Raw genomic sequence first — 23,939 nt, forward strand, 5'->3', positions numbered from 1 at the left:
TTTTTTTGTTGATTCGACAGCAATTTGGTCATGAAAAAGACAGGAAATGATATTTTCCGGGAAATAAACAACACATTATGACGTTTCATGGAATTGGAAAGAGGTTACTTAATAGGAAAGAGGTGAGAAGGAATGAAGACGGATGTTCTGATTAGCGGCGGTGGAATCGGCGGACTGACCCTGGCACTTAAGTTGGCAAGATGCGGTATCGATGTAACGGTCATCGAAAGGCTGCCCGGACCTAGCCCTGTCTATAAGGGGGAGCTTCTTCAACCAAAAAGCCTGGATATTTTTGATTCATTAGGTGTGATCGAGCCGGTGCTTTCCCATGGTCACCGCATAGCGGAACTGGAGCTGGTGGAACTGAAGGGGAAGCGGGCGGAGCATTCTTCCATGAGCTATTCAATCCTTCCAGGGAAATATCCTTACTCCCTTATGATCCATCATGAGAAGTTAAAAGACATCCTACGGGCCAAAGGGGAGGAATACTCCAGCTTTCACTATATGGGGAACACAGCATGTAAAAAGATCTCCGGCAAGACGGTTACAGTGGAAGACAGGAGTGAAAAAGAACCCTTTGATATCGAATGCGAATTCATCATAGGGGCAGAAGGCAGAAGTTCCGTTACCCGTAATTACATGGGGATTGAAGTGAGCGAGAAGAAGTACAATCATCACTTTCTGACGGTCACCTTCCCTAGACCCCTCGATATGACAAAAGGACGGATCGTGTCGACGTACCAATCCTTTCTCGGTCTTTTCCCTCTTCCAAACGAGGAAGTACGTTCTGTGTATCTCATCCCTGCAGGGGAATACAAGTCATTGCGTAAGAAGCCGATCTCGGAATTTCATAAGCTTTACATAGAGCTCTGTCCCGATCTTGAAGGATACGTGGATCAGATTACCGAGTGGAAGCAGATCCAGCTTATGGTCCCGATGAAATATCATGCTGATACCTATGTGAAAGATCATCTCGCATTGATCGGTGATGCGGCCCATACGGTTCACCCTATGGCAGGGGAAGGAATGAATATGGCGATCCAGGACGGAAGCGTACTCGGGGAACTGCTATGTGATATGTATGCATCTGACAGACTGGATCCCGCCAATCTTGAGTGGTATCCAAAGGTGCGGAAACGGAGGGTCTCCCATCAGCTCCATCTCAGTCATCTTTCAGCACTTGCCTACTCTTATCCCTACAGACCGGTGGGGTGGCTTCGGAATAAAAGCCTGCAGCGCATGGAGAAGGATCGAGTCTCCCAGTTCAAACAGATGCTGAATATTTCAGGTCTCGGTATGTGGAGGGAAACCCTGTATGACCGGATGGTCCAAGGGGGGCTTTTTCCCCTCCGTACATCATTTTTATCAAAGGAAGAGAAACTCGGTGCATCATTCACGGAAGAGCAAGACTATCCATGGAAGGAAAAGGAGGAACTGATATGATCGGTGAAATCGTGAAGGTGTGGAGGGCTCGGTCATGGATGAAGAAGAATGTTCCGTTTCTATATAGTTGGCACGCCTATGTCGGGTATGAGCTCGATCTGTTCGACAGCTTCTCCCGACCCGCCACCATACAGGAAATCGCCATCCAGAAAAATCTTGAAATGGATCTGTTGGAGCAGTGGGTGGAGGTAGGCATCTCCCTGAAGCATTTAAGAAGGAAGGACGATTCAAAAGTGTCGACCAGGGGGAAGTGGAAGCTTCCTTCTTCAAAGAGCGATCCCCATTCATCGGGTATCCTCCTCAAGGAAATGATGGAGCTTCATATCCCAGCCCTACTTTCCTACCCGGAACTGCTCAGAAATCAGCGAAAGCAGCACTTCAACTCTGACCTCCACGGTTCGACCGTGGCCAAGACATCGATTCTCCTGGAGCGATTCGCTTTTCCGAAGGTTCAGAAAGCAATCAAGAAGCACCATGTCTCGACGATTCTCGATCTCGGATGCGGGGAGGGAGGCTATATACGTCGGATCGGGGAGCGCCATCCTGATAAAAAGATGGTCGGCATCGAGATTCATGAAGGCGTTGCCAAAACTGCTGCCGAAGCGCTTGAATCCTATCCGAATATAGAGGTCGTGTGTGCGGATCTTCACTCATATGAACCGGAAAACGGCTTCGACATGATCATGGCCAATAACCTTTTCCACTATATTGATCCCTCCGAACGTAAAGACTTCTTCTATAAGGCATCGGAATGGCTGGAAGAAGGAGGGGTCTTCTTCGTCCTGAGCCCCATGCAGAAGTCGAAGCACGGCCAGCAGTTTTCCAGCGCCTTTAACAGTTTCTTCATGAGCTTTCAGAATCTATATCCCATCCCTTCCCATGGAGAGATGGAAACCCTTGCTGAGAAAACGGGCTTTACATGCGAGGCAGTGGAGCCGATTGTGAAAGAAGGCGGATGGTACGCCATGACGTTCAAAAAGAACTGATCCCATGGATCGGTTTTTTTGGTGATTTATCAAAAATAGGGTAGCGCCGTCATAATTATGGGTAAAAATAAGGGAAAAGAGAAGAAGGAGGAATAGCTTGTGGTAAAACAACGATTGGATTGTGTCGGAATCGGCATCGGTCCCTATAATCTCGGGTTGGCTGCTTTGATGGAAGAAGGGACAGACCTCGAGGTGAAGTTCTTCGATCAAACACCGGAATTCATGTGGCATCCCGGTATGCTCATCGATCTGACGGATCTCCAGGTACCGTTCATGGCGGATCTGGTGACCTTCGCCAATCCTCAAAGTAAGTTCAGCTATCTAAATTATTTACATACTCATAACCGTTTGTACAAATTCTTCTTCTTCCAGACATTCGAGATGCCGAGGCAGGAATACAACGATTATGCCCGCTGGGTGGCAGGGCAGCTGCCGACCTGCCAATTCAACAGCGAAGTGACGGATGTTGTAGAAATAGAGGACGGCTATCGCGTGAACGTGAGAAACAGGACCACAGGAGAGATGGAAATGTATGAAGCCGATCACGTGGTCCTCGGAACGGGAAGCAAGCCCCTTATTCTTAAAGGGATGGAAGGTTTGCCTGAGGAAGATGTCCATCATACGAGCAAGTACCTATTCCATAAAGAATCGACGATGAAGGGGAAATCGATCACCGTGATCGGATCGGGGCAAAGCGCAGCGGAAGTATTCTATGACCTTCTGAAAGAAAAGCGGCATCACGAATACGAGCTCAATTGGTTCACTCGATCCGAAGGAATCCTCCAACTTGAAGCGTCAAAGCTCGGGCAGGAGCTCCTGGCACCGGACTATGTTGACTACTTCCATGCCTTATCGTTTGAAGAACGGGAGAAGGCCCTGGAGACCCTTGACCGACTGAGGCACGGCATTGATCAGGAAACCCTGGACGCGATCTACAAGGTCCTTTACCACCATTCATCGAGCGGTGATCCGTTGAATATTACGATCCAGCCCCTTACTGAGGTAAAGGAAATCCGTGAACTTGATGGGAGATATGAACTGAGCTGCGAGCAGTGGCAGGAAGGGGACTCTTTCACTCACGAAGCGGATAAGGTGGTCCTCGCCACTGGATATAAACCAAATATTCCCGAATGGTTTTTTGAAGAATTCGAGGACAAGATCGTGTGGGAGGATGAGAAGAAATTCAAAGTCTCCCGTGATTATCAGCTTCAGTTCAAGGAGAAACCTGAACGTGATCACTACTTCTTTACAGTGACGAATCTCGAGCATTCACATGGATCGAGTGCCACGAACCTTGGACTATCCGTCGAGAGGAATATGCGGATCATCAACGCAATTTGCAGGAAAGACGTGTATAAAGTTCAGAGCAATACGATCTTCTCCCAGTTCTCCCGAAAGTAAAAAGAACGTTTAAGGGAACTTGCACCGGGTAAACATATACCATAACCAACATTATTCTAAAATAGGAGTGTTTAATCGCATGGCTAAAATCGCAACATTAATCACCGATATGTTCGAAGATGTGGAATTTACAGATCCGGAAAAAGCATTCAAGGAAGCAGGTCATGAAGTCGTGACCATCGAATCGGAAAATGGGAAAACCGTCAAAGGGAAGCAGGGAGACGCCAGCGTAACCATCGATCAAGGAATTGACGACGTCAATCCAGCAGATTTTGATGCGCTTCTTCTTCCTGGAGGATTCTCACCAGATCAGCTTCGTGCAGATGATCGTTTCGTGAAATTCACCAAACATTTCATGGATGAGAAGAAGCCTGTCTTTGCCATCTGCCATGGACCTCAACTATTGATCACGGCGAAGGCACTGGAAGGCCGAAAAGCTACTGGATTCACGTCCATCAAGGTGGATATGGAGTACGCAGGAGCTAATTTCGAGGATAAGGAAGTCGTCGTTTGCGGCAACCAACTTGTCACAAGCCGTACACCAGATGACATCCCTGCATTCAACCGTGAGGCACTTGCACTATTGAAATAATTCAAATGAAAAGGGGGCGTCCCCAGGGCTACTGCCCGGGGATGCCCCCTTTCTACATTATTTGCGCAAGCTTCTCAGTTCATCGATGATGGCATTCATTTCGCTCGGACTGAAGCGGTCCTTTTTAATGACCATTTCATAGAGATCCTGAAGATCTTCATACATTTGTTCATTGAAGTCCTCAGACTTGATGGCACCTGCATTGACGACGTTCAGTTTCTCCTTGATGGCGGTCACCATATAATCGATATTCTCAGCCGAATTCTGTGTCAAATCCATTTAGTCAGCACCCTTTCCTGGTAAATCACTAAGCTTATCTTTCCATGATTCGAGTCACCTGTCAACATAGCTCAGACAGAATCATATTGAGAGGATTTTTTCACGGGAATGTTTTACACTATTAAGGAATGGGAAAGTAAAGGATAAGTTCCTTGAACGTTCTCAATTAAATAGGAAAGAGGGTCATACATATGGGTAAAAGTAAATTCTTCCAGGGTGTACTCTTAGGTGCGGTGGCCGGGGGATTATTATCCCTATTGGACAAGACAACTCGCAGGGAAGTGGGGGCTTCACTCAAGAATGGAACCAGCTACATCTCCACTTATGCAAAAGATCCGAAGCAATTGGTCGAAGCTTCCAAGGAAGTGTACGAAAAACTGTCCGTCACGGCAGATCAGGTTACCCGGGATTTCCGCTTCATCAGTGAAAAGGTGGATGAATTGAAGGGGATGACCCCGCAGGTGAAAGACCTGATTGAAGAAACAAAAGAAACGTTCGAAGACTCTACTGAAGCTTATAAGGAAGCGTTCAAGGAAGCACCCAACGAACTGGAGGATGGGGATCAACCCATCGATTCTTCATTCAAAGGGTATTAATGAATGGAATGAGGTGAGCACATGGCTCGAAAGAAAGAGGTAAAGGAGTACTCCAAGGGCCTGTTTCAACAGATCAGCGCCAATGATGTGACAGGCTTGGCAGCTCAGATTGCCTATTACTTTCTCCTGTCGCTTTTCCCGCTGCTTATATTTGTCGTGACGCTCCTGCCATATTTACCTGTACAGCAGGATGACCTGCTCGGGGTGGTAAGAGACTACGCGCCAGGGGAAACGCTTAAAATGATTGAAGGAACCCTCTCGGATGTCATGTCGAACCGTAATTCAGGATTGCTATCCATCAGTATCATCGCGACAATCTGGTCGGCATCCAACGGAATGAATGCCATTGTAAAGAGCTTGAATCGTGCGTATGACATCGAGGAAACAAGATCGTTCATCGTTCAGCGCCTGACATCCGTTGCCCTTACGCTCGGTATGATCCTGGTCTTTGTTGTCGCGCTGTTGCTCCCTGTATTCGGTAAGCAGATCGGCTTGTTCCTTTTCTCGCAATTCGGGTTTTCCGATCAGTTCCTTACCCTATGGAGCGGGATCCGTTGGGCCATCAGTCCCCTCATCCTCTTCGTCATTTTCATGGTCCTGTACTACTTTGCCCCAAACATGAAGATCAAGTGCCTTAGTGCCTTGCCAGGTGCCATCTTTGCAACAGTGGGGTGGGTGCTCGCCTCTCTTGCCTTCTCCTTTTATGTGGGGAATTTCGGAAACTATTCTGCCACGTATGGAAGCATCGGGGGAATCATCGTCCTGATGATCTGGTTCTATCTGACTGGGATCATCATCATGATCGGTGGAGAGATCAATGCCATGAGAACCAAGAAGGACAATGTTGCCTGCTGAACGTCAAGAAGCCCCTTCACCAAGAGGGGCTTTTTTCTATGTGTGAACTGGGTAATGACGATAAAAATGAACGGATTAGCCGAACCCTTGCCATCCAACCGATCGAAAGCATTGATTGCCCTTTGGGTCGGAGCCATTTACCTCGGCTTGCAGCGGAAACCGCACTGGGTCGCGACGCTGCCTGCGATCTTCATGACCATGGTGACCTTCACGTACATCCTGAATGCCCCGATCGGATTCGGTCTTTCCATGAACCTTTCTTATCTGGGAGCCGGGCTTGTCACAACAGCAGCCATTGTCGCTTTCGCTTATACATTAAGAAAGCGGCTGGCTGGAGGAATCGAAATTGAAGTGGATGAAAAGGTTCCAGCTGCATCGTAATATGGCAAAAAAAATGAAGACACCCACTGAGGCGATGACTCAGCGGGTGCTTATTTTTTTGTCCGTTGCATAAAAAAGAGGTGTTTTGTTAAGAGACAAAAAGGCGTTTAAAGGATAAAAAAACTTTTCATTCGCAAAACACTGCCGCTCTAAGGTTGGCGGAAAATAGATCCATTTTCGAATGTTTATCTTTCCAAAAGGATGGTAAATAAGCAAATGTAACCTACAGAGAAGGGAGGAAATTCAAAATATGTAATTTTTTTATGGTGATCTTCACTAAAAGAAAGCAGTTAGTTCCAGTTCAACTTACGTACAGTCGGTAAAACATGAATGTATCAAGAATCGGGAAAAGTCGGCAAATCACATGACACAGCATTTTATCTCACTGCGATATCAGCGAATTGAGACCGAGTACAAAACCTGATCAGTAAAATAAATGATACCTAAAAGGAGAGATTTTTCCATGGCAAACAATAATAATAACAACAGCAACAATAATACCAATAACAATAGTAACAGCAATAGTAACAATAATAGTAACAGTAACAACAGTAATAGCAACAACAGCAACAACAGCAATAATAGCAATAACACTAATAACAGTAACAGCAGCAACAACAACAGTAACAACAACCAGAACGTAAGTAGCAGCAACCAAAACAACAATAATAAGATGAGCTACGAAGATGCTGGACGAAAAGGTGGAGAAGCTACTTCTAATAATCACGGTAAAGAATTCTATCAGGATATCGGAGAAAAAGGCGGACAAGCCACATCCAACAATCATGATAAAGAGTTCTACCAAGAGATTGGTGCAAAGGGCGGCAATAGCTCAAACGGTTCAAATCAATCGAATAACTGATCATAAACCAAAGGGGCCTCTTGAAAAAGAAGGTCCTTTTAGGTACCGGAAAAATTACCAACTGTTGAATGGAGAGAGGAGGGCATACTAAGCATGTTTCACCATTCTTGTGATAGGGAGTGAGGAACATGAGTAAGAAGTCCAAAAAAGACGGTGGCACCAAGCAGAATCAAAATCAAAAGCCGAAAAATAAAACATCCGGCTCAGCAAATGGTCAAAACGGATATCATTAGAGCGGGTTACAAAAGGGGCCATTCACTGGCCCCTTTTATAATGAAAAACTCACTTCACGAATTAGCGGGTGCCATTTGTGGATGGCGTGTATTATAATGAAATCATCCCGAATCAAAAGGAGATTCCATTATGACAAATCAGGATTCGTCTAAAGAGCCGAAGAAGATCAGTCTTCAAGAGGCCATGAAGCAGCAGCTCGCCAAGAAGAAAGAAGCCCAATCAAGTGGGAAACAGGGTAAGAATGGTCTTGCTTCGAATCAGCGCATGCAGAGTCAGCAAACGAAAAAGCCAAGCAATACCCGACGGAAAATGGGTAGCTAATCATCAAATCGACAGTGTCCTCGGGACCTGTCTTTTTTTATGCGCTTATGCCGTTCATGCTTGAATTAGAATGAGAATCCGGGTTGATAATCAGTCGATTCCCTTCGCTAGTGAATCTGCCTTTTTTCCTTCGATTTTGCTGAAGGTCCTAAGTCCAGTCCACATCCCCAAATAAGCAAGGACGCTTACAGAGCAGAGGGGGATCAAACCAGGAAGGAGGGACACAGCACCGAACACGGCCATCCATCCGGCAATCATCATGACCACTTCTACCGGGGACGTAAGAGCGATCAGGAGTGCCTGCTTGATTACGGAGAAAAAACGCAATCGGAAGTGGACGTACACCGGGAAGAAGAAAAGGACCGTCAAGATGAAGCTTAATGAAATGAAAAGCAAAATGGGTACAAGGAAGGTCAGTTTTCCGCTGTTCATTTGGATGAAGAGGATATCATAATAAAGGATATATCCGATAAGCGCAAAGACAATCATGAAGCCATTGGCCCTCAAAAATTCACTTCGAAAGCTTTCCCAAAATACCTTGAACATGGGGAATTCCTCATCTCCCATCAATCGTTTCCTGGCAACGGTGTGTACAGCAGCGGTAGCCGGGAAGAACCCGAAAATCCCCAGACCGGCCACTGTGAAAACCACCCACAACAGATTCAGATAAGCAAGATGAATCACCTTCCATACGAGGTTATTAAAACGTTCCCATCCACTCATTCAGTCCCCTCCCTTTCTTCATTGTCTTATTACTCCACCATTCCTAATGTGGTTATAAAGACAGTGTAACCCCTTTCCAAAGCGCTTTAAATGGTGTTTTATTTAAAGACCTTTAAGAGACTTGTCTCTAAATGGAAAACAAATTAGACTTGATTTAAAGGTTTTGAATTTTTAAACAATTACGGTTGGGAAGGAGAGAATTCTGGGGGTCGATGAAATTTTGCCGCGGAATGATAGCGCTTTAAAAATGATATTGAACTGTACTGCCTGCATCGCATTAAATTTCGAAAAGGGGAAATCGGATGAAGAAAAAATGGTCATTTTTCTTAGTGCTTTTGATGACATTCAGTCTTCTGGCAGCCTGTAGCTCCAGCGGAGAGAAGTCGGGTGGGAAATCCGACGGGAAAATCTCTGGTGAGATCACGGTGTGGGTCCACCCGTATACGGGTGACGCCGATGCGGAGAAAAAAATGTGGGATCAGATCGTGGAAACGTATAAAGAAAAATTCGATGTCGATGTGAAAATCGAAACGATTCCATGGGCCAATCGCGATCAAAAGATCCTGACGGCACTGGCTGCCAACAATGGACCGGATGTGTTTTATGCCATTCCGGATCAGATGCCGCAATATGCGAATGAAGGAATGCTCATGGAGCTTGATCCGTACTTGAAGGATAACGATATGGATGACTTTGTCGACACGTCCCTTGTTGCGACTAAATGGCAGGGCAAGACTTATGGTCTGCCGATCCTTCAGGAAGCTTACACGTATTTCTACAATGTCGATGTGATCAAAGATATCGGGGAGAACCCAGAAAAGCTACCGACAACATGGGATGATTTCTCAAAATGGGCGGAAAAAGCCAAGGACAAAGGCTATTATGCCCTGAGTTATCCAGGCGGAGGTTCCATGAATGGCACGCTCTACCCGTTCATCTGGCAGGCAGGTGGAGAAGTGATCACCCAAGATGATGAAGTGAAAATCAATAACGATGCGGGAGTCAAGGCATTCGAGTACATCAATACGATGTACGAAAAGGGATGGATCCCGAAAGATTCCGTCACCGCAATGGAGCATGATGCCTTGTGGAACGGTGGAAAACTGCTGGCCGTCCAAGGCTCTGGTATATCCCTGACCAATCTGAAGAAGAGTGATATGGACTTTGTCATCGCACCACCCTTGAAGGATGAGAAGCAGATGACGTATGGAACAACAGGCATGTTCGTTGTCCCATCCAACAGTGACAATAAGGAAGCGGCTGCCGAATTTGTCAAAGTGGTCACGAATGCTGAAAATCAGCGCACGTTCAACACCGTTACCCAGTATATCCCGGCGCGTGAATCAGCGAAGGATATCTTCGATGATCAGGAACACCTGAAGCAACTTTCGGAGTATACGCAATATGCACTACCAGGGACGATTCATCCGATCGGACGCAACATCATGCCTGCTATCCAAGCTGAGGTGCAAACGATGATGTCAGGCAAGAAGACACCAAAAGAAGCGGCTGATGCGGCAGCAGAGGCAATCAAGACCGAGCTTTCCAAGCAATAAGGACAATTGGCAGGGAGTATGGATCTTTCACAAGATTGATACTCTCTGTTCTTGATTCCAATACCAATCTACATAGAAAAAGGGTGATGACACTGATTGAACCAAAGACCAATTCGGAAAGCTTCATTGCTGTCCCGCAGAAGAGATCTTTCGGGGCAAGGGTGAAGCGTGAGTGGAATAAAAACGCCATTGTGTATGTATTCCTCATTCCCATCCTCATCCACTTCTTTATCTTTCAGATCTTCCCGTTTGCCTTCAGCTTTGTCCTTACTTTCCTTGACTGGAAAATCATCGGGGACCCTGAGTTCGTAGGATTGAAAAACTGGCAACGGTTCCTTGAGGATAAGCTTGCCTGGAAGGCGATCTGGAACACGGTATTATTCTCCATCTACTATATCATCCCGACCATGGCCCTCGGACTGATCCTTGCCTTGATCATCAACTCCGGAGTGCGGATGAAGGCACTGTTCAAGGGGATCTTTTTCCTGCCAGTCGTCACATCATTCGTTATCATTGCGGGAATCTGGGGATGGCTGTTCAGGGGTACCGAATCGGGAATGATTAATTATCTCCTCAGTTTCATCGGCGTGGATACCCAACTGTTTCTGGCCGATTCAAGTCAGGCCCTCCTTGTCCTTGCCGGTCTCAGTGTATTCAAGGTCGCTGGCAGTACGATGATTTATTATTTTGCCGGACTTCAGTCGGTTGATAAGCAGTTATACGAGTCGGCCAGGATCGACGGGGCGTCACCAATGAGGATCTTCTGGTCCATCACGTTCCCCTTATTGAAACCGATCCATTTTTACGTCGCCATCGTCACGACAATCGGGTCGTTCCAGATTTTCGATTCCACCTTCCTCCTGACGGGCGGTGGTCCGAATTATGCGACCACGACCATCGTATTCTATCTCTATCAGCAGGGATTCGGCGGCTTGAATTTGAGCTATGCAGCCGTTCTATCTTACGTATTATTCTTCATCATCTTGTTCATTTCCCTCATTCAGCGCAGGTATATGGGCAAGGAGACGAAATACTATTGATGACTATGACAACGAATTGGGGGAGAGACTGATGGGGAAATTCATTAAGTATCTGGCTTTGATCCTTCTTGCTGGCTGTTTCCTGCTGCCGTTCATCATCATGACGCTCGGTTCATTCAAGGAGATGCAGTTTGCCTTGTTGGACCCGCTATTCTGGATCCCGGATGATCCGACGATCAGCAATTACAAGTATTTGATGGGGAGCGGGATGTTCCTCAGATGGATCTTCAACTCCGTGGTGATCACGATCATCCCGGTATTCACGCAGATGTTCTTCTGCGCCATCCTGGGTTATATCTTTGCGAAAAAGCAATTCCCTGGGCGTGAGATGATCTTCTGGGTCTTCATGGCCGTCATCATGATCCCGCAGCAGCTTCTGATCATTCCGAAGTACATTATGTTCGCCGACTTCGGATGGATCAACACGTACTGGGCACTGATCATCCCTGAATTATGGGGGATCATGGGCGTATTCCTTGTGAGGCAGTTCCTGCAAAGCATTCCGAATGATCTCGAAGAAGCGGCGCGGATAGACGGAGCGAACGATCTGAAGGTGTTCTTCAAAGTGATCCTTCCATTATCCGTGCCCGTCATCGCAACGGTCGGGACCTTTTCCTTCATATCCAACTGGAATGACCTCTTCCAGCCATTGATCTACATGACGCAGGAGGAAATGTTTCCTGTGACGGTCGGGCTCGCCTCGATTCTCGGAAAGGAGGGGAACTTCGGTATAGAGATGGCAGGTTCAACCCTTTCATTCATCCCGACGTTCCTCATCTTCCTGTTCTTCCAGCGATACTTCACTGAAGGCATCCAGATGTCGGGATTGAAGTAGGGGTGAAGGGATGAGAGACCTGCAGTTTGGGATGCTCGGAGTGGACACCTCCCACGGCCCTGCATTTGCGTCGCTTTTGAATGGTTCTAACGGAAGGGGGGAAATCCAAGGTGCAAAAATGGTGACGGCTTTTCCGGAACCTTCAGCCCTTTCCATCAGCATGGATCGGGTGGGCCAATTCACGGAGGAGGTCCGCTCTTACGGGGTGAAAGTCACAAAGACAATCGAAGAGATGGTGGAAGGGGTGGATGCGGTCCTGATTTTGTCCGCAGACGGAGCCTGCCACCTGGATCAGTTGAAGCGGCTCGTACCATGGGGAAAACCGGTTTTTATCGATAAACCCTTTGCCCTCACCGGTGTCGACGCAGAGGAGATGAAAGAGCTTGCCCGCAGCCTCCCTGTGATGAGTTCTTCGGCCCTTCGATTTGCAGAAGGTCTGACCGTGGCTCTTGGAAAAGGAGCGGTATGCGGGGCGTCGGTCTTCGGGCCGGTGGATTTTTTAAAGGAGCGACCCGGGTTTTCGTGGTATGGCATTCACATGGTTGAGATGCTCTTTAGGGCATTAGGTACGGGGGTGAGGTCTGTACGGGCAGAGTGCGATGGGAAGGACTACATGCTGAAGGGAATATGGAAGGATGGGAGAATCGGAAAGATCAGGGGGATCGGAGAAGGTGATGCTTCATTCGGTGGGACGATCCATTACAAGGATCACTCGGAGCGGTTTGCGATCCGTAGCCATCACACCCCCTTTTACACGAGTCTGTTGGAGGCAATCATACGCTTCGTCCATGAGGAGAGGGCAGAACCGCCGCTGGATGAGACGGTGGCTATCATCCGATTCCTTGAGGCACTGGATGTGAGCCTCAAGGAAGATCGGGTGGTGATGCTCTAACTGGTCGGCATTTCTTTTCCCGACTCATCAAGGATGAAGCTCAGTCGGTAGATCCGCCGCGGCCGCCCTTTATGGGTCAATTTTTCTTCTCCGACAATGTCCACAAGCTCCACATCCATCCATTTCAAGAGGATGCGGTGGGCACTGCGAACCGTGATATTCAGCGTGGAGGCGAGCTCCTGGGCCGTATAATCAATGATTCCGTATCGTGCGACGCGTGCCATGAGCTTCGTCATATAGGCGGCGGACATCCCTGCTTTTTCAGCCTTTTCCAGCAGTTCCGCATCGGTGATGGCGAGGTCATAGCGCTCGTAGTGCATATTCGACGTAATGTCGACGGGGCCGAGGACGCTCCTGTTTTCCCGGACGATATAGCATACATCCCCTCCGGAATCCTTTGCTTGACGGAGTGCAAGGCGGGCGTGGCTTCCGGCTTCGGCAGCCGTCGTCCCGAACCCGACCCCGATGCTCAGGGTGATGCCCATGGCCTGATTTGTATCCTGCAGGAGGGGGATGAATTTATAGCCCCGCGTTTCCCGTTCGAAGATCCCCCTGGTCGTGATGAAGGAATATTCTTCGCCGCCAAGGGCGATCAGATGGCCATCAAGCTGCTTGATGTAGTCCAGGAGCATTTGCTGAATGTTGAGCTTGAGGATCTGTATATCGTGTTCGGACTGATACTTCTCGGCGACCCTTTTGAAATCATCGATGTTGATGAGTCCGAAGACGATCTGGGCCTCCTTATTCCGCCTTGTTTCGGTGGCAAGGAGTGCCCTCTCGAGGGATACGATCATGTCCTGATGGGTGGGAGTGACCCACTGGCATGGAACATGGATTGCTTGAAGGCGCCTGGACACCTCTTCGATGCCGGTAAGCCCGACGGATCCATCGCGGTGGAAGTTATCGGCATGGAACGTCACGATGTCGTCAATCAGGGGAGTGTTTTTCTCAAAGGAAGGAAAAACATGGAGCTCATAGTCTTTGACGGACAGTTCGCCGAGGATCTTCTTCACATATTTCTGCTCGACGGTATCGACTGACAGATGGGTGAGACCAAATTGATTCTTGATGAGGAATAGAGAACGATAGAGGCCTGTACCCATCAGGGGGACGTGGTGGACGGGGATCGGAAAATCGATGAACGGCTTGGCAAGTTTGTACAGGTGGTAGTCGGTGAACATGAGGACATCGACTTCGTACATAAGCCCACGGGCAACCTCGCTGATCATGCTTCCGGGACCCATGATGCCGAAATGCGGTTTGAAGTTCGGAAAGGACTTCAGCGTGTCCTTCGTTTGGTCAACAAGGGCTTCGGGGCAGATGATCCCGATATTGATTTCAGAATTATTGGTTCCTCTCTTGGAATCCATAGGATGGCCTCCTTTTCATTTGTTAACAGACATGTCTTTATATTCACATGATAATTTCAATTAACAGAATTGTCAAAATAAATATTCATAAGGATTATGAAGGAGGGAAGTTAAAGACCATTTAAAGACTTGTCTTTTAATAAAGTAGTTTTTAAGATGAAGGGGAGTTATTATCAGAAAATTATAACAAAGGAGTGGGCGGATAAATGAAGACAATAGAGGAGTTAGAGGCGTTTTTAACCATACCATCGGATGGACTGGTAAAGGATATAGCAGGCCTGGAGGGTGACATCATGATAGCAGGAGTAGGCGGGAAGATGGGGCCGACACTTGCCAAGCTTGTGAAAAAGGCGGTGGATCGTTCCGGGGTGGAGAAGGTTGTCTACGGTGTATCCCGCTTCTCAGCAGGAAGCCTGCGGCAGGAACTTGAAGACGCCGGCATCAAAACGATCGTGGCTGATCTTTTGAATGAGGCTGACCTGGAGTCCCTCCCCGATGTGAAGAACATCATCTTCATGGCAGGCAATAAATTCGGGACCGTCGGCAATGAACACTTTACATGGGCCATGAACACCTATCTGCCAGGCCGATTCGCCGAAAGGTTCCCTGATTCCCGGATCGTTGCCTTTTCGACGGGCAATGTCTACCCCTTCATCGATGTCATCTCCTCCCATTGCTCAGAGCATCATCCGGTGAATCCTGTTGGGGAGTATGCCCAGTCTTGCCTGGGGAGGGAACGTGTGCTCACATATTTTGCCCATAAGAATCAAACGGAGATGCTCTTTTTTCGCTTGAATTATGCCATCGACCTTCGTTACGGTGTGCTGCTTGAGGTGGCGAGGCAGGTGCAGGAAGGACGTCCGATCGACCTGACGATGGGAAATGTGAATGTCATCTGGCAGGGCGACGCGAATGAATATGCCATCCGCTCCCTCCTTCATGTCGATTCGCCTCCGAAGATCCTGAACGTCACCGGACCGGAGACCATTTCCGTCAGGTGGCTCGCCGGTGAGTTCGGCCGCCGCTTCGGGAAGGAGCCGGTATTCATCGGGGAGGAGCAAAAGACGGCCCTCCTCAATGATGCTTCCCAGGCGCATAAGCTGTTCGGCTACCCGAAGGTCACGATTCAGCAGATGATCGATATGACGGCGGACTGGGTGCTGGGAGGCGGTCATACGTACGATAAGCCGACCCACTTCCAGGAACGTCAGGGGGCATTTTGAACATGAAAGAAGCAGCAAGGAAAGCCCTCCGCGAAGGAGCCTTCATCCCGGCTCATCCCCTTGCCCTCCAGGAAGACCGTACGCTGGATGAAGCGGGGCAGCGGGCCCTCACGCGTTACTACATCGAAGCCGGGGTCGGAGGGATTGCAGTCGGCGTGCACACGACACAGTTCGAGATCAGGGATCGGCAGTTCAATCTATATGAGAGGGTCCTTCAGCTCGCCATTGAAGAATGTGAAGCGGCGAAGGTGCAGGATTCCTTCATCAGGATAGCCGGGGTGTGCGGGCCGGTGGAACAAGCGCTCCATGAGGCGACCGTGGCGAAGAAACTGGGGTATGATCTGGTCCTCCTCAGCATGGGTGGCCTTGGGCACCTCTCTGAAAAACAGCTCCTTGAACGGACCGAAAAAATTGCTTCTGTCATACCGGTCTTCGGCTTCTATTTACAGCCAGCTGTAGGTGGAAGGATCCTTTCCTATGGCTTCTGGGAAGCGTTCTCGGAGATACCGGGCGTATATGCCATCAAGATCGCTCCCTTCGATCGCTATCTGACGCTTGATGTGGTGAGGGCCGTTGTCCACTCGACCAGAAGCGAGGACATCGCCCTCTACACGGGGAATGATGACAATATCGTGATGGATCTTCTGACGCCATTCCGTTTCGACGTCAACGGAACCGTCGTTGAGAAGCAAATTGTCGGCGGTCTTCTCGGTCACTGGTCCGTCTGGACGGAAAGGGCAGTGGCTATGTTTAGGGAGATCAAGGAAGCAAGGGGAACGGGTGTGATCCCGGTACATTTCCTCCCCTTGTCCCAGGAGGTGACGGATGCGAATGGGGCGTTTTTCGATGCCAGGAACGGTTTCAAGGGAAGCATTGCCGGTATCAATCAGGTGCTGGCTGCTCAGGGGATCCTGAAGGGACGTTGGTGCCTGATGGAGCATGAGGAACTGAGTCCGGGGCAATTGGATGAGATCGATCGTGTCACCAGAATGTATCCCCACTTGAAGGATGATGCCTTTGTTCAGGCGAATGTAGAGAGATGGAGGCAGATACCATAAGGAGGATCAAGATGAACAAGATTGTTGCGAACAGAGGAAAAGTAGAGATCGCCCCTCATCATACTGGGGAGCTCCATTCTTCCCATCTTAAAATCAGGACGTTGTATTCGGTGATTTCCCCAGGAACGGAGCTTACCATCATCGAAAACAGCCACCATCAAAGCATCACGCTTGGATACAGCGCAATGGGTGTCATTGAAGAATTGGGGGCTGACGTCAAAGGATTTGTCATCGGGGAGCGGGTCGCGGTGTACGGTGCCCCGTATGTACAACATGCCGAAATTCTTCATGTCCCGAAGACGCTTTGTGTGAAGGTGCCGGAAAGAGTGGAATCAAAGGAAGCGGCATTAGGTGGAATCGGGGCCATCGCCATCCATGCCCTTCGCATTGCGGATCTGAGATTCGGGGAAACCTGTGTGATCGTGGGACTCGGGCTCCTCGGTCAGATGATCGCCCAGATTGCCGATGCAGCTGGATATAGGGTGGTCGCTTGTGATCTTCATGATGAGAGGGCGGCTATGACGCGAAGGTCCTCCAGGGTGAGGGCTGTTTCATCCCTGGGAGCCCTGGAGGAGGAAATCTCCTGTTGTACCGATGGACATGGAGCAGACGCCGTCCTTCTCTGTGCAGGAGGGAAGAAATCTTCCCTCACCTCTCAAAGCCTGGAGTGGATCCGGAATAAGGGGAAGGTGGTCATCGTAGGAGACATCGAGCCTGATTTCCCCCGCCACCCGATGTTCAGTAAGGAAGCGCAGCTCCTGATTTCACGTGCCGGGGGTCCCGGTCGCTATGACCAGAGCTATGAAGAGGATGCGGTGGATTATCCGTATGGGTTCGTCAGGTGGACGGAGGGGCGGAATCTTGCGGAATACATCCGCCTTGTAAGTGAGAAGAGGATTGATGTCACCCCGTTTATCCAGGAGGTCGTAGGGTTCAGCGAGGTGACGGGAGTGTTCTCGGAGCTGATGGATAAAAAGACGTCCACGCTGACGAAAGTGATTGATTACGCGAAGTAAGGTGGGATGGTATGAAGGATAACATTACGATTGGGCTGATCGGACTGGGGGCGATTGCCGTCTCCAGTCATCTTGTCCATCTGAAGGAACATCCCGCGGCAACGATTGCGGCGGTCGTGGACGTGGATGTGGAAAGGGCAAAAGCCATCGCGGAACGTCATGGAATCCCACGATTTTACGGAGATATGGATGCCATGATCGCTGACGGAGGGATCGATGCTGTCATGATCTGTACTCCGAACAGTTCGCATATCCCCCTTGCCAGGAAAGCGGCGGAGAAGGGCATCCACGTATTTGTGGAAAAGCCGATCGGGACGGAGCTTGCCGAAGTGGAAGGATATCTGGCCCTTGCAAAGGAGAATGGGGCTCTGACGATGGTCGGGATGACCCACCGCTTCCGGGAGGACGTGAAGATCCTAAAGGGCATGGTGGAGGAACAGGGGCTTGGGGACATCCACTACATGAAGGCGAAGCTTTTCCGGCAGCGTGGGACACCGAAGGGATGGTTCACAGATTTAAAGCACTCAGGAGGCGGGGCGATGATGGACATCGGCGTCCACGTCCTGGATCTGGCCTGGTGGATCGCCGGATGTCCTGACGTGAAGAGTATAGCAGGCAAGACCCTTAACGTTCACGGAAACTATGAGACTAAGCATGTATCAAGCTGGCAGTCTGCCAATCATCGGTTGAATGAGCAAGGAGTATTCAACGTCGAGGATTTCGGAGCCGCCTGGGTCCAGTTCAAGAACGGTTGTACACTCTCCCTAGAAATCGCCTGGGCGGTGGACGGGGAACAGGACGAAGGGATATCCCTAGAACTTTACGGGACGAAGGGAGGGGCTTCGCTTTCGCCCTTGGCGCTCTTTAAGGAAAGGGATGGAGTCCTGTCCAAAACACTTCCCGTCTTTAAGGGCGAGGATCCATTCAAGGATGAGGTCGGTCATTTCATTCAGTGTGTACGGACGGGAGAAGACCCGCTGATCGATGGGGAAGCGGGGATGCACATACTGAAGATGTTGAAAGGAATCTATGAATCCTCCCGGAGAGGGAGAGAAATCTATTTCGATTAAGGGGGAAGGGTCTTATGTTGAAGGTCGGTGTAGTGGGTCTTGGCTCGATTTCACAGTTTCATATCAAGCCGTATCTGGCACATGCTGATGCGGAACTTACGGCACTATGTGATGTGAATGAACAGCGTCTGGAGGAAAAGGGAAAGCAGTATGGAGTCGACAGATTGTACAGGGACTACCATGAGTTGGTGACTGATGATGCCATCGATGCGGTCAGCATCTGTACGTGGAATAATTCCCACGCTGACATTGCCATTGCCGCATTGGATGCCGGAAAACATGTACTCGTTGAGAAGCCGCTCTGCATGACGGTGGAGGAGGCGCTCCGGGTCGAGGAAGCCGTGAAGAGGTCAGGCAAGGTCCTTCAGGTCGGTTTCGTGCGGAGGCACGGAAACAATACAGCCCTCTTGAAAAAGTTCATCGACAGTGGTGACCTGGGGGACATTTACTATGCGAAGGCAACCTGTCTCAGACGCCTTGGGAATCCTGGCGGATGGTTCAGCGACCGGACAAAATCCGGGGGTGGCCCCCTCATTGATCTCGGCGTGCATATGATCGATATTTGCTGGTACTTCATGGGGAAACCACGCCCGGTGTCGGTGAGCGGGAATACGTACCGGAGGCTTGGCAACCGCCATCATATCGAGAGTCTATCATTCTACCAGGCCGCAGATTACGATCCACACCATAACGATGTGGAGGACCTTGCCAACGCCCTCATCCGGTTTGAGAACGGAGCCTCCCTCATGGTGGATGTCAGCTTCACCCTGCAGGCGAAGAAAGATGAACTCTCTGTCAAGCTATACGGTGAAAAGGGTGGGGCTGAGTTCGAACCCGAAATCGCAATCGTCACGGAGCAGCATCAAACGATCCTGAATGTCACCCCCCAAGTGGATCAACTCACTTTTGATTTCGAAGGGGCTTTTTATACGGAAATCAATCACTTTGTCTCATGCTGCCTTGAAGGGAAGGAGTCGATTGCCCCTGTTGCAGACGGTGTCCAAGTGATGAAGATGCTCAATGCTGTCTATGAGTCGGCGGAATCCGGCCGGGAAGTGATCCTCTAGGATGGACGGCCATCATGCGGATCTGGCCATTATCGGAGGGGGGCTGGGCGGTGTCGCCGCGGCTCTCGCGGCATGCGAGAAAGGCCTTTCCGTCATATTGACGGAAGAGACGGAGTGGATCGGGGGGCAGGTGACGTCCCAGGGAGTGCCTCCCGATGAGCATCCCTGGATCGAGGAATTCGGGGCGACCGGGAGATACAAGCTGTATCGGCGGAAAGTACGAGACGCATATCGAAGGATGATGAAGGTGGTGGATGATGGTAAGGCCCTTAACCCCGGCAACGGCCTCGTAAGTGCCATTTGCCATGACCCCCGCGTGACGCTTCACGTCCTTCAGGAGTTGCTCCTTCCTTTTCAGCTGACGGGACATCTGACGGTTTTGGTTAATGCGACACCGGTCAAGGTCGAGAAGCAGGGAAGGAGGGTCGAGAAGGTCTGGATAAGTTCCGGCGGTCGGCTGAACGGGATTGAAGCCCCTTATTACATTGACGCGACGGAAACGGGAGACCTTCTGCCCCTGGCGGAGATTTCGTACGTGACGGGTGCTGAATCCAAGGAGGATACGGGCGAACCGCATGCGTTGGAGGCGGCGGAGCCGTTGGATATCCAGGCGTTCACCTACGTGCTGGGCATGGAGTACCGGGAAGGCGGGGACCATGTGATCCCCGAGCCCGACATGTATACATTTTGGCGCGACTTTCAGCCCGGGATCTGGCCGGATAAGCTCCTCAGCTTCTTCGCTCCCCACCCCATTACGAAGGAGAAGCGTGCCTACTCCCTCTTTGACGGAGGGATGGGGTTTCCCCTTTGGGCCTACCGGCGCATCCTGGATCCATCTTTGTTCCGGTTGAAGGACGGGATAGGGGAGGTCACCTTGATGAACTGGCCCCAGAACGATTATTTTCTCGGTAATGTATACGATGTGAACAAAGCGGAAAAGGAAAAAAACCTTTATCAGGCCAAGCAGCTGAGTCTATCCCTCCTGTATTGGCTACAAACGGAAGCGCCCAGGGAGGATGGGGGGAGAGGGTATCCGGGACTCAAACTCAGGAAGGACCTGTTCATGACAGAAGACGGGCTGGCGAAGGCTCCCTATATCAGGGAATCAAGAAGGATCAAAGCCGAATATACGGTCGTGGAGCAGGATGTATCACCGGACTTTAGCACAGGGCCGACAGGAACGAGGTTCCCCGATAGGGTAGGGGTCGGTTCCTACAGCATCGACCTGCACCCGAGCATGAAAGGGAGGACGTACCTGGATATCAAGGGCCTACCGTTTTATATCCCTTTCGGGGCCCTGATTCCGAAGGACACCGACAACCTCCTGGCAGGATGCAAGAACATCGGTACCACCCATATTACAAATGGTTGCTTCCGACTGCATCCCGTGGAGTGGAATATCGGGGAGGCTGGCGGGGCAGCCGTCGCATTCTGCCTCAAGCATGATCTGAATCCGCGACAGTTGAGGGAACATCGGATGGATCAGTTTCAGGATGTCTTGCGGCAGGATGGATTTGATCTGGAATGGCCTTGGCCAAACAATAAGGAGGAATGAGCGATGAAAGTAAGCGTGAGCATGTACAGTCTGGCGTCCACCATCAAGCAGGAGGGATGGTCGGTCGCCGATTTCATACACTATGCCAAAAAGATCTCCCTGGATGGGGTGGAACTCCTCGACTTCTATTGGAAGGGGGAGGATCCGTCATCCGAGATCATAGAAGCGAAGGAAGCTCTCCATGACACGGGTCTCGTGGTCTCCGCTTATGATGTAAGCAATAATTTCGTCAAGGAGTCCGAAGAAGAACGGGCAGCGGAGGTGGAAAAGATCCTGAAGGGGATTTCCGTCGCGAAGGAGTTCGGAACGGATATCGTCCGGGTATTCTGCGGTGACCTTCACGGAGAACTTACGTATGAGGATGGGCAACAATGGATCATTGACGGTCTTAAGGCTTGTGCTCCAAAGGCGGAAGCGGCAGGTGTCACATTGGCAATCGAGAATCATGGGCTGTTTGCAGGAAAAAGCAGGCAGGTGGAAGACATCATCAAGAATGTGGACAGTCCATGGGTGAAATCGACCTTTGATACAGGAAATTTCCTCCTTGTACATGAAGAGCCGCAGCTTGCCTTCGATCGCCTGAAACGTGAAATCGTCCACGTCCATTTCAAGGACTTCAGGGAAAAGGAAGAGGGGGACGGACCGGGATTCAAATCGACACAGGGAGTGGAGCTCGTAGGCACGGTGCCAGGTGATGGCCAGGTTGACTTATCCTACATCGTTGACGGATTGAAACAGGAAGGATATGAAGGCTGGTTATCCATTGAGTACGAAGGTCACGACGATGCGAGGGAAGCCAATGAGGAAGCGGTTAGGCGCCTGCGCCATCTCCTGGTCAGGGAGGGGGCATGATGAAATATCTCGTCTATGGTGATACGGGGAGGATGCTTGCCCATGAAAATCTCCTGAGGGAAGAAGATGCTGTCCTATGTGCGATTGGGGGCATGGTCCCCGAAAATGCAGGACCCTTGTATGTTCCCGAACGGGTCGCATCTTCTTTTCCAGAAGGGGAAGTGAAAGTCTACTTCGATCTGGAGGTGCAGTCCTTTTTCGGGAAGATGGTTGAAGAGGTAAAGGGCGGAAGTGAAAAAGGTGTCTTCCGACTGAGGAGGAAGGGGCCGTACGAACGTGAGATCATGGCCTCTGATCTCTTCGTCCTGTCAGGGATTTTCGGGGAGCCGGATGAGGTCAGGCTGAAAACAAGGAAGCTAGGAAGTGTCAGCCATGAGATTGCCATGGTCCGTTTCGGTGGGGTCATGTCCCATCTGGAATATACGCGTTCCAACGCACCCGAATCCCTCGAGGTGGAATGGAGCGGAATCAAGCAGATTGTCGAGTTTGATTGTGCGGGAATGGATGGGAAGCTTACGTATTCACTGGAGCGGATCCTGGAACATGCAAAGAATCGGCAGGATGCCGGGAAGTACGAGGCCTATCTTGACTTGGTGAAGGGAGGTGTGGAAGCGTGAAAATCGGGATCATGAGTTTTGCCCACATGCATGCATACAGCTATGCTTCCAGCCTGCAAAAGATGAAGGGTGTGTCCGTCGCCGGTGTCTTCGATGAGGACGAAGACCGGGGTAGAAAAGCAGCCGGATCATACGGTACAGTCTATTATCCGGATCAAACGGACTTTTTGGCACAGGAGATGGAGGCCGTCATCATATGCAGCGAGAACAGCCGGCATAAGGACATGGTGTTGGATGCAGCTAAGGCAGGGAAGCATATCCTGTGTGAAAAACCGATTGCGACCACCCTGGAGGACGCACAGGCCATGATCGATGCCTGCGAGGAGAATGGCGTCATCCTTCAGGTGGCCTTCCCCGTCCGCTTCAGCAGGCCGATGATGGAACTGAAGGAGAGGGTGGACCGGGGAGAGATTGGAGAGATCGTTGCGTTCAGGTCAACCAATCGCGGTCAGAATCCCGGAGGATGGTTCATAGACCCCGCCCGTTCAGGAGGAGGAGCCGTGCTCGATCATACGGTTCATATGGTGGATATCATGCGCTGGCTCACGGGGAAGGAAGTCAAAGAAGTCGATGCCATGGTGGATTCTTTCTTTCATGATATCGAGATCGACGACGCGGGCATCATGACCCTGGAGTTTGAAGGAGGCATCATGGCGACCCATGATGCGAGCTGGTCGCGGTTCGACCGCTATCCGACATGGGGGGACGCCACCCTTGAAGTGATCGGGACCAAGAAGACGATCAAGGCCGATGCGTTCAAGGAACATTACCGTTTGTTCAGTGACGGGCCGATGCAGCATGTGTTTGTGGGAGAAGATATGGATGAAGCGCTCATCCGTGATTTCGTGGATTGTATCAGGAAAGGAAGAAAGCCGTCCATCACAGGGGTTGATGGCTTGAAGGCAGTGGAAGTCGCCATGGCCGCTTACCGATCCAGCGAAGCGAAAAGAGCCGTCACCCTGTGAAAAAACAGTTTACTTCTTTTTCCACCAGTGCTATGATACTGGAAATTACATGCGATGATGAGAAGAGTAGCTTCCATGACCTTCAGACAGAGAGCCCCGGCAGCTGAAAAGGGGAAGGAGGAACGGGAGTGAAGCAAGCCTCTGAGCAGT

At 50.1% G+C, this 23,939-nt stretch carries 24 protein-coding genes and 1 pseudogene; 22 read left to right on the top strand and 3 right to left on the bottom strand.

Going from position 1 to position 23,939, the window contains the following annotated elements; translation table 11 throughout:
- Positions 1–132 precede the first annotated feature (132 nt).
- The 4 genes from ABJ225_RS18410 to ABJ225_RS18425 all read left to right on the top strand — a co-directional run bounded on the left by ABJ225_RS18410 (position 133) and on the right by ABJ225_RS18425 (position 4,422).
- Positions 133–1,443: an FAD-dependent oxidoreductase gene (locus ABJ225_RS18410; protein ID WP_347321291.1), complete on the top strand. Its 1,311-nt coding sequence runs from the start codon at positions 133–135 to the stop codon at positions 1,441–1,443.
- Complete coding sequence (locus ABJ225_RS18415) at positions 1,440–2,429, top strand: class I SAM-dependent methyltransferase (protein WP_218245150.1); 990 nt, start codon at positions 1,440–1,442, stop codon at positions 2,427–2,429. Before ABJ225_RS18410 ends, ABJ225_RS18415 begins: the two co-directional genes overlap by 4 nt.
- A 99-nt stretch (positions 2,430–2,528) precedes the next feature.
- The gene (locus ABJ225_RS18420) at positions 2,529–3,830 is read left to right on the top strand and encodes a lysine N(6)-hydroxylase/L-ornithine N(5)-oxygenase family protein (protein ID WP_347321292.1); all 1,302 of its coding nucleotides are present in this window, start codon (positions 2,529–2,531) and stop codon (positions 3,828–3,830) included.
- Between the two features lie 79 nt (positions 3,831–3,909).
- Complete coding sequence (locus ABJ225_RS18425) at positions 3,910–4,422, top strand: type 1 glutamine amidotransferase domain-containing protein (protein WP_347321293.1); 513 nt, start codon at positions 3,910–3,912, stop codon at positions 4,420–4,422.
- Positions 4,423–4,479: 57 nt separating this feature from the next.
- Here the strand turns inward: ABJ225_RS18425 and ABJ225_RS18430 are convergent, their stop codons facing one another.
- A complete protein-coding gene (locus ABJ225_RS18430; RefSeq protein ID WP_048006826.1) occupies positions 4,480–4,701 on the bottom strand; it encodes a DUF1128 domain-containing protein in 222 nt (73 codons plus the stop codon).
- Between the two features lie 191 nt (positions 4,702–4,892).
- Here ABJ225_RS18430 and ABJ225_RS18435 point away from each other — a divergent pair, with 191 nt between their 5' ends.
- The 5 genes and pseudogenes from ABJ225_RS18435 to ABJ225_RS18455 all read left to right on the top strand — a co-directional run bounded on the left by ABJ225_RS18435 (position 4,893) and on the right by ABJ225_RS18455 (position 7,950).
- The gene (locus ABJ225_RS18435) at positions 4,893–5,297 is read left to right on the top strand and encodes a hypothetical protein (protein WP_218245152.1); all 405 of its coding nucleotides are present in this window, start codon (positions 4,893–4,895) and stop codon (positions 5,295–5,297) included.
- 21 nt (positions 5,298–5,318) lie between these two features.
- Positions 5,319–6,152 carry a YihY/virulence factor BrkB family protein gene (locus ABJ225_RS18440; protein WP_056533054.1) on the top strand — a complete coding sequence of 278 codons (834 nt, stop codon included), beginning with the start codon at positions 5,319–5,321 and terminating at the stop codon, positions 6,150–6,152.
- Positions 6,153–6,218: 66 nt separating this feature from the next.
- Positions 6,219–6,533, top strand: coding sequence for a carbon starvation CstA 5TM domain-containing protein (locus ABJ225_RS18445; protein WP_347321294.1), 315 nt, complete (start codon positions 6,219–6,221; stop codon positions 6,531–6,533).
- A 673-nt stretch (positions 6,534–7,206) separates the two neighbouring features.
- Positions 7,207–7,371 (top strand): annotated as a pseudogene (locus tag ABJ225_RS22420) (KGG domain-containing protein); the annotation flags it as partial.
- A gap of 387 nt (positions 7,372–7,758) precedes the next feature.
- Complete coding sequence (locus ABJ225_RS18455) at positions 7,759–7,950, top strand: hypothetical protein (RefSeq protein WP_053428721.1); 192 nt, start codon at positions 7,759–7,761, stop codon at positions 7,948–7,950.
- A gap of 90 nt (positions 7,951–8,040) precedes the next feature.
- Here the strand turns inward: ABJ225_RS18455 and ABJ225_RS18460 are convergent, their stop codons facing one another.
- Positions 8,041–8,673 carry a YesL family protein gene (locus ABJ225_RS18460; RefSeq protein WP_218245155.1) on the bottom strand — a complete coding sequence of 211 codons (633 nt, stop codon included), beginning with the start codon at positions 8,671–8,673 and terminating at the stop codon, positions 8,041–8,043.
- Between the two features lie 338 nt (positions 8,674–9,011).
- On the opposite strand from ABJ225_RS18460, the gene ABJ225_RS18465 reads away from it, so the two are divergent.
- From ABJ225_RS18465 to ABJ225_RS18480, 4 genes are all read left to right on the top strand, one after another.
- Complete coding sequence (locus ABJ225_RS18465; protein ID WP_347321306.1) at positions 9,012–10,229, top strand: sugar ABC transporter substrate-binding protein; 1,218 nt, start codon at positions 9,012–9,014, stop codon at positions 10,227–10,229.
- An 86-nt stretch (positions 10,230–10,315) separates the two neighbouring features.
- Positions 10,316–11,269: a carbohydrate ABC transporter permease gene (locus tag ABJ225_RS18470; RefSeq protein ID WP_048012248.1), complete on the top strand. Its 954-nt coding sequence runs from the start codon at positions 10,316–10,318 to the stop codon at positions 11,267–11,269.
- A gap of 31 nt (positions 11,270–11,300) precedes the next feature.
- Positions 11,301–12,104 (top strand): carbohydrate ABC transporter permease, encoded by an 804-nt coding sequence (locus ABJ225_RS18475; protein WP_218245157.1) that lies wholly within the window; start codon positions 11,301–11,303, stop codon positions 12,102–12,104.
- A 10-nt stretch (positions 12,105–12,114) separates the two neighbouring features.
- Positions 12,115–12,996, top strand: a complete 882-nt coding sequence (locus ABJ225_RS18480; protein WP_218245158.1) for a Gfo/Idh/MocA family protein — start codon at positions 12,115–12,117, stop codon at positions 12,994–12,996.
- Here the strand turns inward: ABJ225_RS18480 and ABJ225_RS18485 are convergent.
- Positions 12,993–14,366 carry a GGDEF domain-containing protein gene (locus ABJ225_RS18485; RefSeq protein WP_347321296.1) on the bottom strand — a complete coding sequence of 458 codons (1,374 nt, stop codon included), beginning with the start codon at positions 14,364–14,366 and terminating at the stop codon, positions 12,993–12,995. The two genes, ABJ225_RS18480 and ABJ225_RS18485, sit on opposite strands and share 4 nt — an antisense overlap.
- A gap of 206 nt (positions 14,367–14,572) precedes the next feature.
- Here ABJ225_RS18485 and ABJ225_RS18490 point away from each other — a divergent pair, with 206 nt between their 5' ends.
- The 9 genes from ABJ225_RS18490 to ABJ225_RS18530 are packed head-to-tail and all read left to right on the top strand — an operon-like array spanning position 14,573 to position 23,789.
- On the top strand, positions 14,573–15,589 hold the full coding sequence (locus ABJ225_RS18490) for an NAD-dependent epimerase/dehydratase family protein (RefSeq protein ID WP_048014773.1): 1,017 nt from the start codon (positions 14,573–14,575) through the stop codon (positions 15,587–15,589).
- 2 nt (positions 15,590–15,591) lie between these two features.
- Positions 15,592–16,647, top strand: coding sequence for a dihydrodipicolinate synthase family protein (locus tag ABJ225_RS18495; protein ID WP_048014774.1), 1,056 nt, complete (start codon positions 15,592–15,594; stop codon positions 16,645–16,647).
- A gap of 11 nt (positions 16,648–16,658) precedes the next feature.
- Positions 16,659–17,663 (top strand): zinc-dependent alcohol dehydrogenase, encoded by a 1,005-nt coding sequence (locus ABJ225_RS18500; RefSeq protein ID WP_347321297.1) that lies wholly within the window; start codon positions 16,659–16,661, stop codon positions 17,661–17,663.
- Positions 17,664–17,674: 11 nt separating this feature from the next.
- Positions 17,675–18,733, top strand: a complete 1,059-nt coding sequence (locus ABJ225_RS18505) for a Gfo/Idh/MocA family protein (protein ID WP_218245163.1) — start codon at positions 17,675–17,677, stop codon at positions 18,731–18,733.
- Positions 18,734–18,747: 14 nt separating this feature from the next.
- Complete coding sequence (locus ABJ225_RS18510) at positions 18,748–19,800, top strand: Gfo/Idh/MocA family protein (RefSeq protein WP_347321298.1); 1,053 nt, start codon at positions 18,748–18,750, stop codon at positions 19,798–19,800.
- Between the two features lies 1 nt (position 19,801).
- Positions 19,802–21,355: an FAD-dependent oxidoreductase gene (locus ABJ225_RS18515; protein ID WP_347321299.1), complete on the top strand. Its 1,554-nt coding sequence runs from the start codon at positions 19,802–19,804 to the stop codon at positions 21,353–21,355.
- Positions 21,356–21,358: 3 nt separating this feature from the next.
- Complete coding sequence (locus tag ABJ225_RS18520; RefSeq protein ID WP_347321300.1) at positions 21,359–22,207, top strand: sugar phosphate isomerase/epimerase family protein; 849 nt, start codon at positions 21,359–21,361, stop codon at positions 22,205–22,207.
- A complete protein-coding gene (locus ABJ225_RS18525) occupies positions 22,207–22,824 on the top strand; it encodes a hypothetical protein (RefSeq protein WP_347321301.1) in 618 nt (205 codons plus the stop codon). The genes ABJ225_RS18520 and ABJ225_RS18525 overlap by 1 nt, the downstream gene beginning before the upstream one ends.
- A complete protein-coding gene (locus ABJ225_RS18530; RefSeq protein ID WP_048006845.1) occupies positions 22,821–23,789 on the top strand; it encodes a Gfo/Idh/MocA family protein in 969 nt (322 codons plus the stop codon). The genes ABJ225_RS18525 and ABJ225_RS18530 overlap by 4 nt, the downstream gene beginning before the upstream one ends.
- The last annotated feature ends 150 nt before the right edge of the window (positions 23,790–23,939 follow it).

This window comes from Rossellomorea sp. RS05 (genome assembly GCF_039822645.1).
Classification (GTDB): Bacteria; Bacillota; Bacilli; order Bacillales; family Bacillaceae_B; genus Rossellomorea; species Rossellomorea marisflavi_B.

Excerpts from the sequence above, each read along its gene's own strand:
- ABJ225_RS18495 (WP_048014774.1), top strand. The coding sequence starts at position 15,592 with ATGAAAGAAGCAGCAAGGAAAGCCCTCCGCGAAGGAGCCTTCATCCCG.
- ABJ225_RS18500 (WP_347321297.1), top strand. The coding sequence starts at position 16,659 with ATGAACAAGATTGTTGCGAACAGAGGAAAAGTAGAGATCGCCCCTCAT.
- ABJ225_RS18525 (WP_347321301.1), top strand. The coding sequence starts at position 22,207 with ATGAAATATCTCGTCTATGGTGATACGGGGAGGATGCTTGCCCATGAA.
- ABJ225_RS18470 (WP_048012248.1), top strand. The coding sequence starts at position 10,316 with ATGACACTGATTGAACCAAAGACCAATTCGGAAAGCTTCATTGCTGTC.
- ABJ225_RS18425 (WP_347321293.1), top strand. The coding sequence starts at position 3,910 with ATGGCTAAAATCGCAACATTAATCACCGATATGTTCGAAGATGTGGAA.
- ABJ225_RS18455 (WP_053428721.1), top strand. The coding sequence starts at position 7,759 with ATGACAAATCAGGATTCGTCTAAAGAGCCGAAGAAGATCAGTCTTCAA.
- ABJ225_RS18510 (WP_347321298.1), top strand. The coding sequence starts at position 18,748 with ATGTTGAAGGTCGGTGTAGTGGGTCTTGGCTCGATTTCACAGTTTCAT.
- ABJ225_RS18435 (WP_218245152.1), top strand. The coding sequence starts at position 4,893 with ATGGGTAAAAGTAAATTCTTCCAGGGTGTACTCTTAGGTGCGGTGGCC.
- ABJ225_RS18490 (WP_048014773.1), top strand. The coding sequence starts at position 14,573 with ATGAAGACAATAGAGGAGTTAGAGGCGTTTTTAACCATACCATCGGAT.
- ABJ225_RS18440 (WP_056533054.1), top strand. The coding sequence starts at position 5,319 with ATGGCTCGAAAGAAAGAGGTAAAGGAGTACTCCAAGGGCCTGTTTCAA.
- ABJ225_RS18430 (WP_048006826.1), bottom strand. The coding sequence starts at position 4,701 with ATGGATTTGACACAGAATTCGGCTGAGAATATCGATTATATGGTGACC.
- ABJ225_RS18415 (WP_218245150.1), top strand. The coding sequence starts at position 1,440 with ATGATCGGTGAAATCGTGAAGGTGTGGAGGGCTCGGTCATGGATGAAG.
- ABJ225_RS18410 (WP_347321291.1), top strand. The coding sequence starts at position 133 with ATGAAGACGGATGTTCTGATTAGCGGCGGTGGAATCGGCGGACTGACC.
- ABJ225_RS18480 (WP_218245158.1), top strand. The coding sequence starts at position 12,115 with ATGAGAGACCTGCAGTTTGGGATGCTCGGAGTGGACACCTCCCACGGC.
- ABJ225_RS18475 (WP_218245157.1), top strand. The coding sequence starts at position 11,301 with ATGGGGAAATTCATTAAGTATCTGGCTTTGATCCTTCTTGCTGGCTGT.
- ABJ225_RS18445 (WP_347321294.1), top strand. The coding sequence starts at position 6,219 with ATGAACGGATTAGCCGAACCCTTGCCATCCAACCGATCGAAAGCATTG.
- ABJ225_RS18485 (WP_347321296.1), bottom strand. The coding sequence starts at position 14,366 with ATGGATTCCAAGAGAGGAACCAATAATTCTGAAATCAATATCGGGATC.
- ABJ225_RS18520 (WP_347321300.1), top strand. The coding sequence starts at position 21,359 with ATGAAAGTAAGCGTGAGCATGTACAGTCTGGCGTCCACCATCAAGCAG.
- ABJ225_RS18465 (WP_347321306.1), top strand. The coding sequence starts at position 9,012 with ATGACATTCAGTCTTCTGGCAGCCTGTAGCTCCAGCGGAGAGAAGTCG.
- ABJ225_RS18460 (WP_218245155.1), bottom strand. The coding sequence starts at position 8,673 with ATGAGTGGATGGGAACGTTTTAATAACCTCGTATGGAAGGTGATTCAT.
- ABJ225_RS18505 (WP_218245163.1), top strand. The coding sequence starts at position 17,675 with ATGAAGGATAACATTACGATTGGGCTGATCGGACTGGGGGCGATTGCC.
- ABJ225_RS18515 (WP_347321299.1), top strand. The coding sequence starts at position 19,802 with ATGGACGGCCATCATGCGGATCTGGCCATTATCGGAGGGGGGCTGGGC.